The sequence below is a fragment of the Tateyamaria sp. genome, assembly GCF_059783535.1.
Window position 1 is genome coordinate 1 of record NZ_JBYNDP010000099.1, and the last position, 13,977, is coordinate 13,977.

Sequence of the window (13,977 nt, forward strand, 5' to 3'; positions counted from 1 at the left end):
GACAGGATGTCCTGCAGGCTGAGCACATCGCCCGACAGCTTGGTGATATTGTCCTGCGCCTTGTCGATTGCGGCGAGGCGTTCCTGCAATTGCGTCAGGCTGGTGGTGGTCTGCTTGGACGAGCCGTGCAGGGATTCCTTCATGCGTTCCTGCATCTCGGTCAGCGCGCGCTGGCTGCGCATCGCGTTGTCGGCAAGCCGTTCCTGCATCTGCTGCTGCACCGCGCTCAACCGTTGTTCGACGGTTTGTGCCAATTGCGCCTGCCCGTTGGTGGCCGTGTCAGACACGGTCTGGATCGACGCGCGCATGCCTTCCTGACCCTGCGCCAACCCCTGCACATGCTGGCCGAGATGGCCCATTTGCTGGGCGAGCGGCGCTGTGGCACGAGCAGACCGGCCCGCAGCCCGCAACGCCATGATCAGAAGGATCATGATCACCAGCAGGATGGCGGCCCCGATCAGGGCCATCATCACCAGCGGATCGCTGGTGTCCAATGTCGTATCTCCAATCTGGATCATGTGCGCCCAAACAGCCGTTCAATATCGGCCAGCTTCAACTCTACATATGTGGGCCGTCCGTGATTGCACTGGCCGGAATGCGGTGTCGCTTCCATTTCGCGCAGCAAGGCGTTCATTTCCTCGGCCCGCATGCGGCGGCCCGACCGGATCGACCCATGGCAGGCAACGCGAGACAGGATCGCCTCGACTTTTGCCTGAACGGATTGTGATGATCCGAGGTCCGCGAGTTCATCCAGGATGTCATGGATCATGGCCTTGGCATCGACTTCGCCAAGGATGGCGGGCGTTTCACGTACGGCGATTGCATCCCCACCAAAGGCTTCGATACCCAGGCCGAAGCGTGCCAAATCATCCGCAATTTCCAAGAGGCGCGCGCAGTCGCCGGATGACAGGCTCACGATTTCGGGGATCAGCAAGGCCTGCGCGGCAACGCCGTTGTCGGCCATCTGGGTCTTCAGCTTTTCATAGACCAGACGTTCATGGGCGGCGTGCTGGTCGACGATCACCATGCCGGTCGCGGTCTGTGCCACGATATAGTTCTCGTGCACTTGCCCGCGTGCGACGCCAAGGGGAAGGTCAGTTGGATCAGCCTCTGGCGTGGGCATTGGTGCAGGGTCGACCAACTGCGCGCTGTAATCCTGCGCCATCTCGGCAAAGCCGGTTTCGATGGGCGCGCGTGGCCCGAGGCTGGGCCGGTCCATCTGGTAGACGCGCGGCTCGGCCGGTTCCGGCCGCATGGCCCCGAGCGTTGCCCCTGCCACCGTGGTTGAGGCGCGATGCCCTGCATTTGCCAACGCGTGACGCAGGCCGGACACGATCAAACCGCGTGCGACGCCTGGATCACGGAACCGCACCTCGGACTTCGCCGGATGCACGTTGACGTCCACAAGCTGCGGATCGCAGTCGATGAACAAGGCGGCCGCCGGGTGCCGGTCGCGGCTCAGGAAATCGAAATAGGCCGCCCGCAACGCGCCGGTCAGCAGTTTGTCCTTCACAGGGCGCCCGTTCACATAGAGGAATTGGGTCACCGCCGCGCCGCGTGAGTAGGTCGGCAGGGCAGCATAACCTGTTAGATGCAGGCCTTCGCGTTCTGTATCAATTGGGATCGCGTTGTCGGTGAAATCCTGGCCGAGGGTGTCCCGCAAACGCCCCTTGAGTGCAGCCATGACATCACCGCTCTGCGCCTCGACCTTGAAGACGGTGCGTGGATTGCTCGACACATCACGCAGCTCGAACCGCACAAAGGGTTCGGCCATGGCGAGGCGCTTGATGACATCGGTGATCGCTTGCGCCTCGGCCCGGTCGGTACGCAGGAATTTCAGGCGCGCGGGCGTGGCGTAGAAGAGATCACGCAGAGTGATCACAGTGCCTGCATTCAGTGCTGCAGGTTTGACAGCGCTGGCGGTCCCACCGGCGACACTGATCTCGGCTGCACCCTCGCCCGGGACCCGGCTTGTGATACTCAGCCTGCCGACGGCGCCGAGGCTGGGCAGCGCCTCACCTCGGAAGCCAAAGGTATGGATATTGAGCAGGTCGCTGCCATCGATCTTGGATGTCGCATGGCGGCTGAGCGCCAGCGGCAGATCCTTGGCCGAGATACCGCAGCCATCGTCGGTTACCCGGATCAGTGTCTTGCCGCCGTCTGCAATGTCGACAGAGATCCGTTTGGCCCCGGCATCGATGGCGTTTTCGACCAGTTCCTTGACCGCTGAGGCTGGCCGTTCCACCACTTCACCCGCCGCGATACGGTTGATCGCTGCATCGTCCAATTGCCTTATTACGGGACGTATATTGGGGGTGTGGGTGTTCATGCCACAAAACTTAGCATGCGACCCCGCGATTCGACCATGGCCGTTTTGGCGGACGACACGTCCGCCTTACGAAAGGGGCTGAGCGCGCAGAATAGGCGGAGGAGACCTCCGCCTTACACGGTCAGATCCGTGCGAAACGTTGGGCAATCTTTGGAAGCAGGCCCTGGAAGCGCAATGGTGCGTCCGTGACGGCCAGGCAAATGCAATCTTCGTGGATATCCGCCACAGGCGTGTGATGCAGGTCACTGTCCGCGACCTCTACATCCCCGCGCGCGAAATAGTCATCTTCGTCCTGAAAGGCGCCTTGCAGAACCATTGTCATCTCGATCCCGTGGTGACCATGATCGGGCATGGCTGCGCCAGCGGGTATGTAGAGAAGACGCGCCGACGCGTCCTTGGACGTCGGCAGGATGGCTTGTTTTACACCCATGCCGACCGCACGCCATTTAATGCTGTCGATGCCGCCGCCGACATAGTCTTGCAACGGCTTTGGCAACACCATGTCTTTCGGATGTCGGGTACGTATTTCGTCCGGCGCACCACCAGCGATCAGTGCCATCGTGGCTTCGAAGCTGCCAGGTCTCAGTGACACGTCATTTCCGGGGGCCTGTTCCAGAACAGCCCCACCGACCGCGTCGTAGCTTTCGACCCGGGCGCGGCATTCATCGCAAAGCGATACATGCGTCGCAACCATCAGGTTGAATGCTTCTGGCAGCGTCCCGGCTGCATAGCCCATCAGGATCTCGTCCGTCAGGTGATGTGTGATCTTTTGTTCCATATCCGTCACTTCATCGCATGGCGTAGTCTTTCCAACGCCAACCTAATCCTCGATTTGATCGTGCCCAGGGGCAGACCGGTTTGAGCGGCGATTTCACTGTGGGACAGGTCCCCGAAATACGCCTTCTGTATCAACTCTCGTTGGGCTGTCGGCAATTCCGCGATTGCCTGACCCAACTGTTCACTTTCCTGCTGCAGGGCCATGACATCGGCCTGGTCAGGTTCTTCTTCGGGTCCCCAACCCAGATCTTCGGGTTCGGGGCGGCGCTGCTTTCGCAGCACGTCAATCTTTCGGTTCCGCGCGATGGTGAAGATCCAGGTCGCCACCGATGCCCGCGCGGGGTCAAACATGTGCGCTTTGTGCCAGCAGGTCGCCATGACCTCTTGCGCGCATTCTTCTGCAAGCGACGCATCCGCGCCCGACTTCATAAGGAACCCTTTGACCCGCGGGGCAAAGTGGGCAAACAGCGCAGCAAAGGCCGCCTGATCCCTATCGTCACGAATCCGGACCATGTGGTCGACCCACTGCATCCGTTTTCTGTCGCTCTCTTGCATGAGTGCCGGTCCCGTCACCGCCCTCGGAAAACCTCCGACGACGGACTGCGCATCTGTTTCAGACGTGTCTAAACCCGCAAACATATCCCGTCTACGCGACAGAAGGCGCGTCGGATCAAAAATAAATGTCTGGTTTTTCTACATCCGTTTGCGTCATCCCTCCGTAAACCAATCAAACCTTGGGACGTACGGGACAAGAACGACTTATGCCATTTGAACACGCCATGACCGCACCGAAACGCATTGCCGTGATTGGAGGCGGGATTTCAGGGATGGGGGCAGCACATACGCTGGCGTCCGATCACAACGTGACCCTGTTCGAGGCAGAGCCCCGTCTGGGCGGCCATGCACGTACAATCATGGCTGGTAAGCGGGGTGATCAGCCTGTCGACACAGGTTTTCTGGTTTTCAACTATGCGAACTATCCGAACATGGCGCGATTGTTTGATGAACTGGATGTGCCGGTTGTCAAATCCAACATGAGCTTCGGCGCATCTATCGACGGTGGTCGGCTTGAATATGGCTTGGCCAGCCTAGATGCAGTGTTCGCGCAGCGGCGTAATGCGCTGAACCCTAAGTTCCTCGGCATGTTCCGCGATATCCTGCGCTTCAACAAGAATGCTTTGCGGGTCGCGAACGAGGATCGAACACGCACCATTGCCCAGTTCCTTGACGTCATGGGAACCGGGGATTGGTTTCGCGATTACTACTTGTTGCCACTTAGCGGTGCGATCTGGTCCACACCGGTAGAAAAGATCATGGATTTCCCGGCCCATGCGATGATCCAGTTTTTTGAAAACCATGCGCTGCTGCATCATACCGGCCAGCACCAATGGTACACTGTCAACGGTGGATCGGTCGAGTATGTGCGTCGCATCGAAGCTGCCATGCTGGGCAATGGTGTCGACATCCGGCTTGGCGCCCCTGTTCAATCCGTGCGCCGCACAGCAGGTGGCGCGCAGGTCAAGGCCTGGGGTGGCGAGTGGGAGATGTTCGACGAAGTAGTGTTTGCCACCCATTCCGATGACAGCCTCTCGCTATTGGCTGATCCAACGGCTGAGGAGAAGGCGAGCCTTGGGGCGGTCAAGTATCAGCCCAATGACGTTGTGCTGCACTGCGATGCGGCGATCATGCCTGAAAATCCACAGGTCTGGTCCAGCTGGGTCTATACTGAGGACAAGAACGCCACATCGGATCGCATCGATCTGACGTATTGGATCAACTCGCTGCAATCCATTCCCATGGACGACATGCACTTCGTGACGCTCAACACCAAGCGTACGATCCGCGACGAGTTGATTTACGATCAGACCGTTTTGCGCCACCCGGTCTATGATCTGGCGGCACTTGCCGCACAGGAGCAGGTGCGGGCGATGAACGGGGCCAACAATACGTGGTACTGCGGCGCCTGGATGCGCCACGGGTTCCATGAGGACGGACTGACCGCCGGTCTGGATGTGGCCGGCGCTTTGCTGCGCGCGCCGCAGATGCAGGTGGCTGCGGAATGACGGCCACTGTCGATCATATCGCAGGCGTGACCTTTCATGGGCGCAAGGGGGGTATTGAAAATGCCTTCCGCTATAGTGTGGACTACATGCTGCTGGATGCCGAGGCTGAGCTGCGGGTGCCCCGCCTGTTCGGGCGCAATCGGCGTGGACTCATGGCGCTTGATGACAAGGATCACGGTGGCGCGCCTCAGGCCGGACGGGGTGCGCCCTGGGTGCGCGAGGTGCTGCAGGCCCATCAGGTCACAGGTGTGACTAAGATCGAGCTTTTGGCGCAGCCCAAGGTGTTGGGCCACGTGTTCAACCCGGTCAGTTTCTGGCTGTGTCGTCGCGAAGACGATCATATGATCGCCGTCATTGCCGAGGTGACAAACACTTTCGGCGACCGGCATAGTTACCTCATGAACCATGCCGACCTGCGTCCCATTGCGCCCGAGGATCGCCTACGCGCCAGCAAGATTTTCCATGTTTCGCCCTTCCAACCCATCGAAGGCGGGTACGAGTTTCGTTTTGATATTCGGGACGACCGGATTGGGGTCTGGATCGACTATTCCCGAGACGGTGAGGGCGGGCTGATTGCCACACTCACGGGACGTCGCTGTGCCCTCACCAACCGTGCAATTTTGCGCGCTGCCCTGCGCCGTCCGTTCGGATCGCGCCGCGTGTTGGCCCTGATCCACTGGCAGGCGCTGAAGCTGTGGTGGAAGCGCGCAACCTATCGCGCCCGTCCGGTACCGCCGTCCGAGGAGGTGTCACGGTGAGCAATGCGCAGCCTCAACGACTTCCGGCATACGCGGTTTTTGCTGCTTTGCTGAGTGCGGCCGGGCTGCCGATCTATATTCACGCGCCCAAGTTCTATGTGGACGAATACGGTGTGTCGCTGGCGGCGCTGGGCGCCGTGTTGTTCGGGTTGCGTTTGCTGGACGTGGTTCAGGACCCGTTGTTCGGAAGGTTGTCCGAGGCATTGCGGTCCCGGCGCGGTGTCGCCGTGCTGATCGGGTGCACCGTCATGGCGCTGTCGATGTTGGGCCTTTTTGCCGTACCGCCACTTCTGCCGCCGCTACTCTGGTTCGCGCTAATGCTGACCGGTGTTTTTTCGGCCTTCAGTTTCCTGACCATCAATTTCTACGCCCAAGGTGTGGTCAAGGCGGACCGCTTGCCTGGGCAAGGCCACTTGATGCTTGCGCGCTGGCGCGAAACTGGCGCGCTGCTGGGCGTTTGCGTAGCGGCCATAATGCCGGTCATGCTGGGTGGGTTCATAGGCGCTCCCTTTGCTGGCTTTGCCGTTGGGTTCGCCGTGCTGGCTCTGGCGGCCATCGTGATGATGCGCGGCGAATGGGCGAGTGATGGCTTGCCTCCATCGGTAGGCTTCAAGGCTGTCCTGGGCGATGCGCTGGCACGGAAGTTGCTCTTGATCGCTTTGGTCAACGCCGCCCCTGTTGCGGTCAGTTCCACACTTTTCCTGTTTTTTGTCGAAAGCCGGTTGGACGCGCCAGGGTTCGAAGGGCCGTTGTTGCTGCTGTTCTTTCTATGTGCCGCCATCGCCGCGCCCATCTGGGGCCGTCTGGCCGAGCGTTTTGGGCCGAAGCCGGTTTTGCTGAGCGCGATGGTGTTGGCCATTCTTGCCTTCGGGTGGGCGGTCACTTTGGGATCCGGTGACTGGATTGCTTTCGCGATCATCTGTGCGCTGTCGGGGGCTACGCTGGGTGCGGATCTGACTGTGCTGCCAGCCGTGTTTGCCACGCGCATGGCCCGCATCAGCCCTTCAGCTGCCGAAGGGTTTGGCCTTTGGTCCTTTGTTTCGAAATTCACCCTGGCATTTGCTGCCGTCACCCTGCTGCCCGCGCTTGAGCGGGCCGGGTTTGACAGCGCAGCGGCCACTCACCCGCCCGAAGCTCTGACGCTTCTCACGCTGCTATACGCGGCTGTGCCTTGTGGCCTCAAGGTCGTAGCGATCGCGTTGCTCGCTACGACTGACCTGAAGGAGACCTGACATGGACGCTTTGATCTTCGCGCTTTTGGGCGCTGTGGTCGTGGTAATGTGCGGCTGGACCCGATCCCGCTATGCCGACTTTCTAGCCCAAAGTCCCGATGATTATGCCAACGGTAACGGGCCTCAATTTGATGTCCGAACGCATCTTAACGGACCCATCATTTGCGAAGGCGTGATTTTTGGCCCCACAGGGCGCGTGTCATCCCGATTTGTTGGTGAATTTGATTGCAAGTGGGAAGGCAACTCGGGCGTGATGGACGAAGTGTTCACGTATGATGACGGATCGACCCAGACCCGCGCCTGGCGACTGACCATCGGCAATGACGGCAATATCGTAGCACGCGCAGACGACGTCGTGGGCGATGGCACAGGGCAGCAGACGGGCAGCTCTGTCCAGCTGAAATACAAGTTCCGCCTGCCGGATGAATCAGGCGGGCATGTGCTGGATACCGTCGATTGGATGTACCTCGCGCCCAACGGCACCATCGTGAATCGGTCTCAGTTCCGAAAATATGGGATCAAGGTGGCCGAGTTGGTGGCGACCATGCGCCCTGCCAATCAAGAGATGAAAGAAGCAGCATGAACGACATGTCCCTCAGTGGCAAACGCTACTGGCTGGTGGGTGCAGGCGACGGTTTGGGCCGCGCGCTGGCCCATTGCATGAGCCGCGCTGGGGTCGAAGTGATCGTGTCGTCCCGTGGTGAAGACAAGTTGAAGGAACTGGTCGAGGAGCTGCCCGGTAAGTCGTCATATCAGGCAGTCGACATTGCCGATGATGATAGCGTCAAAAAGGCAGCGGAGGCTGTGGGAGAGATCGACGGGCTGGTGCTTTTGGCGGGCGTCTATTGGCCCTTTTCGGCCAAGGAATGGAACGCCGAACAGGCGGTTGCGATGGCGGATGTGAACTTTACCGGCTTCATGCGGGTACTGGGACAGGTGGTACCAAGTTTCGTGAAAAGGGACGCAGGCCACATTGTCATCACGTCATCTTTGACCGGTTTTCGTGGGTTGCCAGGATCGATTGGCTATACCGCGTCAAAGGCGGCGACGATGTCTCTCGCTGAATGCATGTATGCTGACCTGCGCGGCACGGGGGTGCGTGTTCAGGTGGCCAACCCCGGTTTTATCAAGACACAGCTAACTGACAAGAACGATTTTAACATGCCGTTCATCATGGAGCCCGAGGCCGCCGCACGCGAGATGTTCGAGCTTATGCTGACGGACAATTTCAAGAAGAGCTTTCCGACCTTCTTTTCCTTGCTGTTCCGCGGCTCACAGTTTTTGCCAGACTGGCTGTACTATCGGATTTTTTCCTAACACCGGGCACGTAGCATCAAACGTCAGATCGCTTCGGCTCTTCAGCCAGATCGTTGATCCATGCAAAGAATTGCAGGTGCAGCCCAAGGTGGCAAAACCACCATTTCATTTTTAGCTGTCAAACGATGCGCTGGTCGATTTCAGACGGATTGTCAGTCTCCACATGCCAGAATTCCCGCGCCGGCTCCGGCAGGTTTGAAAGGACGCGCTCAAGCTCTCTGTGATTAGTGCAACGCCAGACCGCCCAGGCCGTTGCTTCGATTGCGTTTTCCGGCGTCAAATTATGATGACGCCGCAAAGCAATGACTTCCGCGGTCAAGACATCGCGCTCCGCGAATGGAACAGGTGGTGTCGTAACATCCCAGTTGTGCACGAACATGGCGCGCAAAACTGACGGAAGTACACTGGCAAAGTCCAAGCCCTGCTGGGCAGTCAATCGACGTCTGAACGTTTGAAAAACGCCGTCGACCGCGGTGTAAGCGTTGTTGTCAGACGCGAGGTTCATCTTGTCTTTGACATCTTCGAGAAATGCGCGCCATTCCCTTGTTGCGTGCCTGTACGTCCAGGGCATTGGCATGAAAATGATCCTTGCGCGCTATCATTCAACGCTCAACATCATCGCGCCTTCTGCAGCTACTGTCGAGATTCGGGGTGTTCGCACTCTCCAATTTGGGCGCGGTGTTTCGCCTGTCACCGATGTCGGGTCTGTGTTACCCTCTGCCCCGTACCCCTCCGCGTTAGCTGATCGCTCGTTCGTAGGGGAAATTGGCAATGTCAGTATACTTGCCGAACTACCAATTGATACGGATCAAGGCGGCAGGTTTGCGGACTGAGCAGGATGAGCTCAGGAGGTTTGAACCATGAATCTTGAGATTGAACGCGCCATCATCGCACAAGTGGTCCTGATGGGCCGCGATGTGGAACGTGCGGAAGGTGAACTGCGCGGCCTGATTGATCGTCTGGACACGGATGAGCAAGCTGAGCTCGTGGCAGTCATGTGGATTGGGCGAGGCGCGTTCGAGCCTGATGATTGGGCAGAAGCCGTTGCCACCGCCGAGGCCGAGGCGACAACGCCCTGTGTCGACTACCTGCTGGGCACGCCGCACTTTCCAGACCATCTGGAGGCTGGGATGGAAGCACTGGGCTTGCCATTGGGCGAAGATGAGGAATCGCTGCTGGGTAGGTAAGCCGTATGGCAGGCGGGTCTGTTTGGTGTGAGGCGCTGCGCCTTTGTCAGCGCCCCGTTGCCGTGTCGAATGTTGCTTTGGCACGCCCCCATACGCCCGCTTCGAGTGTGCCAAGTGAGAGTAGACTTGGCAGCAATTGATCCGCGTAGTCCTCACTGCTTTCCACCGGCAGCATCGATGGAAGGTTGTCGATTGCGGTCACGTCAAGCGGTGGTGCGTCGTGAACGCGCAGCGCGGGTGCGGCCCAAGTCGTCGTATGGTCGTAGACTTTGATCGGAGAAAAGTCGCTGTCCGGGTCGCAGGCAATGTCCCCGATTACGCTGAGCTTGCGCGCGGCGTGCGGTGTCCCCGCGGGGACAAAAACGGGTGTGCCTGGGCGTGCAAGTATGCAGTTGAAGAAGATGTCATGTGCGAGCACCTCGGGAAAAGGACCGCCATGTGCGGTTTCGGCCATGTCCCAGCGGGTCGTGGGTACGCCCATGACCGTGCACAGGTCCGCTGCGCCGGTACCGACGCGACCCAAGGCGCCAATGATCAGTGCGGTGGGGCGGTGCGTGCCAGTGGTGACCAGATCAGACTGCAATTCGGCCAGAAGGTGGTTTGAGCTTGGGTAGGGTTTGACCGGTCCCGCCAACTGGCCCTTTTGTTGTGCGACCCAGCACTTGAGCGCAACTGCAGCACCTGCATAACCTGCCCAATATCCGAAAGCGGCGACGCGTTTTCCAGCCTCGTCCACGAGGTACTCAAGGTCGTAGAGAGTGCCGCCACCCGCCTTGAACCGTTGTAGTAGGATTTGGCCTGCGGGCTGTCCCTTGTAGGCATGACCGAACATGATGTGCTTGTGCGGCAGAGGTGTGCCATCATCAGCCAACTCCTTGAGGCCAAAGACGATCGCATCTGCGGGCGCTGTGGGCCATGTATTCCCGGCCGCGATAGTGGCACCGACATTGGCGTAGCGGTCGGTTGGGATGCAGCGGGTTTGGCTGTCCTCAACGGTGACGGTGATACCTGCAGCTATCAGCTTGGCCGCACCTTCGGGGGTCAGTCCAACCCGATCTTCATTCTCTCGTTGTTCAGCCCGAACCCAAAGATGTGTCATCGCATCATGCCCTTGGCATGGATGGTTTTAACGCTGTCGCGTGCGGCCATCGCGTCTATGAACGCGCGGATTTTCGGGAAAGGCGCGAGGTCAACATCGTCACCTGGCAGCCATGAGCACACCATGAACAGGTAAGCGTCCGCAATTGTGACCTGGTCGCCAAGTATGAACGGACCCGTGAGGCACTCGTCTTCGACAAACTGGGCGGAGGCCGTCATCGTTTCTGGCACTTTTGCCGTCATATCCTGCCAGCTGGATTCATGATCGGCCCAGCGGTGGCCGCGCATCTTGTGGGCGTGGTTCACATGCATGGTTGAGGCAAGGTAGTACATCACGCTGCGCGCTTTCGCCGCGTCGATGGGATTTGCCGGCAAAAGGACAGGGGCTTGGGCCGCAATATAGTCGAGGATCGCACCTGTTTCCGTCAGTACCGTACCGTCTACTTCAAGGGCTGGAACACGCCCCTTCGGATTGACCTTGGCATAGTCGGGCGATTGTTGATCACCGGCGGCAAAGTCGAGTTGGTGGGTGTCATAGGCAAGCCCCGCCTCTTCCAGTGCGATGGCGACGGCAATCGATATGGTGCCGGTTGCGTAGTAGAGTTTCATGAGCGGTTCCTCGGAGCTGGTGCGTTAGACATGCGTTTGCGCATGATGGCGATCGGGGTGTTCGAGGTGTGGCACGGCGTTGAACATGACGGGCGACCATGCGCCGCCGATGGGGTGCAACCGGTGCATCGAGGTGTTCATGATCGCGAGGGCAACGTTTGCCATGGCCGAAACCTCAAGCCCCAGATGCAGCCGCATCGTCATGGCGATCAGCCCCCCGGACGTAACAACGAGTGCTGGTCCGTCGCCCTCGCCAATCTCGGTCAAGGCATCCTTGATCCGCGTCTCAAAGTCGGAAAACCGTTCCGGTACATTTTCAAGCTTATCGTTCTGCCAGTGGGAAAGAACCTTGGGAAAGTGGTGCACGAATTCAGAGGGTGCTGCCGGGATGGGAATGCCGTGTTCGGCTTCCAGCGCTTGCGCCATCGTGAAGTATTCCAGCTCGTTCAGGCGTGGATCTTCAGTGGCTTTCATCCCCGTGTCCATTCCGTTCGCGGTCTCGCGATGCCGCCGCAACGTGCCGGTGTAGAGCCTTGTATGGTGCTGATGCGTGGCACGCATATGATCGCCCAGCCACGCCGCCTGTTGGTGGCCGAGGTCAGACAGCTGGTCGTAGCTGGCCTCGTCCTTGGCGTGGGTGTTGGCTTGGCCGTGGCGGATCAGGGTAATGTGGGACATGTGTGCCTGTTGAGTATTTCACTTCGTTCTAGGTGAGCGATGCGTATGTGGAAAGTGTGGGAGCCTCCGGCGGCGGTATATTTTGCGAAATGAAGAGGGATTAAGCGCGTTTGAGGCGTCCTACGAAGGCGGGCAGCAAGATGGTCAGGAACAACAGGCGGGAGACGTGCGCGGCGGCAACGAAGCCCGGATTTGCACCCAGCACGACACCCATGGCAATCATCGTTTCCAACCCACCGGGGGCAAAGGCGATAAGCACGTGTGTCGGGTCGAAACCGAGCGCGTAGGCCACAGGCAATGCGGCGGCCAGAGCCATGAGGACCGTTAGTGTTGTGATGGTGAGCCCGGCCAGCAGAGACGTTGCCAACGCCCTTCGCGTGATGCCGTTGAATCGGGCGCCGATCAGGGTGCCCACAGTCATCAGCCCCAGATAGCTGAGCCATGGGGCCATGACGCCCGGTGTCACCTCTGCCGCATGGCCGAGGCTGGAGGCGATCATGCCGCCGATCAGGAGGGGTGCAGGCAGGCCGGTCTTGTCAAGAATGAACCCGAGGGTAAGGCCAGCGGCCAACAGTATGACAAGGTGCAACCAAGCCATAGGTGGACCGGGTGGCAACACTTGTCCGGTCATTTCATAGCCGAAAGCGAGTGCTATGGCAGGGACTGTGAGCGTGAGAGCAAGCAGCCGAACTGATTGGATCACGACGATGCGCGTGGTGTCGAGGTTCAGCCCTGTCGACAACCCGACGACAAAACTCAGATGCCCGGGGGCGGATGCAAGGTAAGCGCTGCTGCGGTCCAGCCCAAAGCCATGTTGTAGTAACCGTCCGCAGAGCCAGAGTGTCGCCCAAAGCATCAGTCCAAGTACGGCGAAGGCCAGCGGCCAGCGCAGCATGGCATCTGTGGCATTGCTGTCCACACCACTACCAATGCTGACGCCGACCAGCAGGAAGACAAGGTTGCGCACGGTGTCGTCGATGCCCGTCCGCAGTCCGGCGAGAGCGGCAAGGCTGACGACAAGCGCGGGGCCTGTCAGTACAGCGATGGGCGCGCCGAGCCATTCTGCCAGCGCGGCACCCATCCAGCCGACGATCAGGGTTTGGATTGTAACGCGCAAGCTGTCGGGAGACGGTCTGGAAAGCATGCGCAATCGCTACCCGTGTTGCCGGGGATGGGCAATGGTTGCGGATCGGAAACCTGCGTGGCGCAAAACCGGGGCTTGGTGTCGGGAATGGGAGTCCTATGCGCCTTACTTGAGCGCTACATAAGATCTGACGGCAGGGAGATGTGCGCGATGACGGACAAGGTGACATTCACACTGGATGGGCAGGAAGTGCAGGCTGAGGCTGGCATGACCATTTGGGAAGTGGCCAATGGTCGTGATCTGGTCATCCCGCATCTGTGTCACAAGCCTGCGCCCGGCTATCGTCCGGATGGGAACTGTCGTGCCTGTATGGTTGAGATCGAGGGTGAGCGGGTGCTTGCCGCCTCGTGCATTCGCGAGCCGTCCGAGGGGATGGTGGTGACCACCAATTCGGCGCGGGCCGAGTCAGCGCGCAAGATGGTGGTTGAGATGCTTGTGGCCGACCAGCCCGAGCGTGATGTGGCGCATGACAAGTCGGCGCATCTTTGGGACATGGCCGAGATGAATGGCGTGTCCGAAAGCCGCTTTCCAAGGTTGGAAGAAGGGCGCATTCCACTGCTTGACGACAGTCACGTGGCGATGTCGGTGAACCTGGATGCCTGCATTCAATGCGGCCTTTGTGTCCGGGCCTGCCGTGAGATTCAGGTGAATGACGTGATCGGCATGGCAGGGCGTGGGCATGATGCTTATCCGACCTTCGACTTTGCCGATCCGATGGGCGAGTCGACCTGCGTGGCCTGCGGTGAGTGTGTGCAAGCTTGCCCGACCGGCGCGCTGATGCCGTC

At 59.6% G+C, this 13,977-nt stretch carries 15 protein-coding genes and 1 pseudogene; 7 read left to right on the top strand and 9 right to left on the bottom strand.

Going from position 1 to position 13,977, the window contains the following annotated elements:
- The 4 genes and pseudogenes from AC6RA8_RS16455 to AC6RA8_RS16470 all read right to left on the bottom strand — a co-directional run.
- Positions 1–518: pseudogene (locus AC6RA8_RS16455) on the bottom strand (DNA recombination protein RmuC); the annotation flags it as partial.
- On the bottom strand, positions 515–2,329 hold the full coding sequence (gene mutL / locus AC6RA8_RS16460; RefSeq protein WP_500354034.1) for a DNA mismatch repair endonuclease MutL: 1,815 nt from the start codon (positions 2,327–2,329) through the stop codon (positions 515–517). The gene mutL and the pseudogene AC6RA8_RS16455, both read right to left, overlap by 4 nt.
- A 121-nt stretch (positions 2,330–2,450) precedes the next feature.
- The gene (locus tag AC6RA8_RS16465) at positions 2,451–3,107 is read right to left on the bottom strand and encodes a ChrR family anti-sigma-E factor (RefSeq protein WP_500354036.1); all 657 of its coding nucleotides are present in this window, start codon (positions 3,105–3,107) and stop codon (positions 2,451–2,453) included.
- Positions 3,108–3,112: 5 nt separating this feature from the next.
- Positions 3,113–3,661, bottom strand: a complete 549-nt coding sequence (locus AC6RA8_RS16470) for a sigma-70 family RNA polymerase sigma factor (protein ID WP_500354058.1) — start codon at positions 3,659–3,661, stop codon at positions 3,113–3,115.
- 206 nt (positions 3,662–3,867) lie between these two features.
- Between AC6RA8_RS16470 and AC6RA8_RS16475 the strand changes: the two genes are divergently transcribed.
- The 5 genes from AC6RA8_RS16475 to AC6RA8_RS16495 are packed head-to-tail and all read left to right on the top strand — an operon-like array spanning position 3,868 to position 8,476.
- The gene (locus AC6RA8_RS16475) at positions 3,868–5,169 is read left to right on the top strand and encodes an NAD(P)/FAD-dependent oxidoreductase (RefSeq protein ID WP_500354038.1); all 1,302 of its coding nucleotides are present in this window, start codon (positions 3,868–3,870) and stop codon (positions 5,167–5,169) included.
- Positions 5,166–5,927 carry a DUF1365 domain-containing protein gene (locus tag AC6RA8_RS16480; RefSeq protein ID WP_500354039.1) on the top strand — a complete coding sequence of 254 codons (762 nt, stop codon included), beginning with the start codon at positions 5,166–5,168 and terminating at the stop codon, positions 5,925–5,927. The genes AC6RA8_RS16475 and AC6RA8_RS16480 overlap by 4 nt, the downstream gene beginning before the upstream one ends.
- The gene (locus tag AC6RA8_RS16485; RefSeq protein ID WP_500354041.1) at positions 5,924–7,159 is read left to right on the top strand and encodes an MFS transporter; all 1,236 of its coding nucleotides are present in this window, start codon (positions 5,924–5,926) and stop codon (positions 7,157–7,159) included. Before AC6RA8_RS16480 ends, AC6RA8_RS16485 begins: the two co-directional genes overlap by 4 nt.
- 1 nt (position 7,160) lies before the next feature.
- Positions 7,161–7,742: a DUF3833 family protein gene (locus AC6RA8_RS16490; protein WP_500354043.1), complete on the top strand. Its 582-nt coding sequence runs from the start codon at positions 7,161–7,163 to the stop codon at positions 7,740–7,742.
- A gap of 5 nt (positions 7,743–7,747) precedes the next feature.
- Complete coding sequence (locus AC6RA8_RS16495) at positions 7,748–8,476, top strand: SDR family NAD(P)-dependent oxidoreductase (RefSeq protein WP_500354060.1); 729 nt, start codon at positions 7,748–7,750, stop codon at positions 8,474–8,476.
- A 118-nt stretch (positions 8,477–8,594) separates the two neighbouring features.
- On the opposite strand, the gene AC6RA8_RS16500 is transcribed toward AC6RA8_RS16495, so the two are convergent.
- Positions 8,595–9,053, bottom strand: a complete 459-nt coding sequence (locus AC6RA8_RS16500) for a DUF2267 domain-containing protein (RefSeq protein ID WP_500354045.1) — start codon at positions 9,051–9,053, stop codon at positions 8,595–8,597.
- A gap of 283 nt (positions 9,054–9,336) precedes the next feature.
- Between AC6RA8_RS16500 and AC6RA8_RS16505 the strand changes: the two genes are divergently transcribed.
- On the top strand, positions 9,337–9,663 hold the full coding sequence (locus AC6RA8_RS16505) for a DUF3775 domain-containing protein (RefSeq protein WP_500354047.1): 327 nt from the start codon (positions 9,337–9,339) through the stop codon (positions 9,661–9,663).
- A 46-nt stretch (positions 9,664–9,709) separates the two neighbouring features.
- On the opposite strand, the gene AC6RA8_RS16510 is transcribed toward AC6RA8_RS16505, so the two are convergent.
- From AC6RA8_RS16510 to AC6RA8_RS16525, 4 genes are all read right to left on the bottom strand, one after another.
- A complete protein-coding gene (locus AC6RA8_RS16510; protein WP_500354048.1) occupies positions 9,710–10,762 on the bottom strand; it encodes a saccharopine dehydrogenase in 1,053 nt (350 codons plus the stop codon).
- Positions 10,759–11,370, bottom strand: coding sequence for a glutathione S-transferase family protein (locus tag AC6RA8_RS16515; RefSeq protein ID WP_500354050.1), 612 nt, complete (start codon positions 11,368–11,370; stop codon positions 10,759–10,761). The genes AC6RA8_RS16510 and AC6RA8_RS16515 overlap by 4 nt, the downstream gene beginning before the upstream one ends.
- Before the next feature lie 24 nt (positions 11,371–11,394).
- Positions 11,395–12,048 (bottom strand): histidine phosphatase family protein, encoded by a 654-nt coding sequence (locus AC6RA8_RS16520; protein ID WP_500354052.1) that lies wholly within the window; start codon positions 12,046–12,048, stop codon positions 11,395–11,397.
- Positions 12,049–12,148: 100 nt separating this feature from the next.
- Positions 12,149–13,192, bottom strand: a complete 1,044-nt coding sequence (locus AC6RA8_RS16525) for an AbrB family transcriptional regulator (protein WP_500354054.1) — start codon at positions 13,190–13,192, stop codon at positions 12,149–12,151.
- A 150-nt stretch (positions 13,193–13,342) separates the two neighbouring features.
- On the opposite strand from AC6RA8_RS16525, the gene AC6RA8_RS16530 reads away from it, so the two are divergent.
- A partial coding sequence (locus AC6RA8_RS16530; protein WP_500354056.1) for a 2Fe-2S iron-sulfur cluster-binding protein occupies positions 13,343–13,977 on the top strand: 635 nt, incomplete at its 3' end.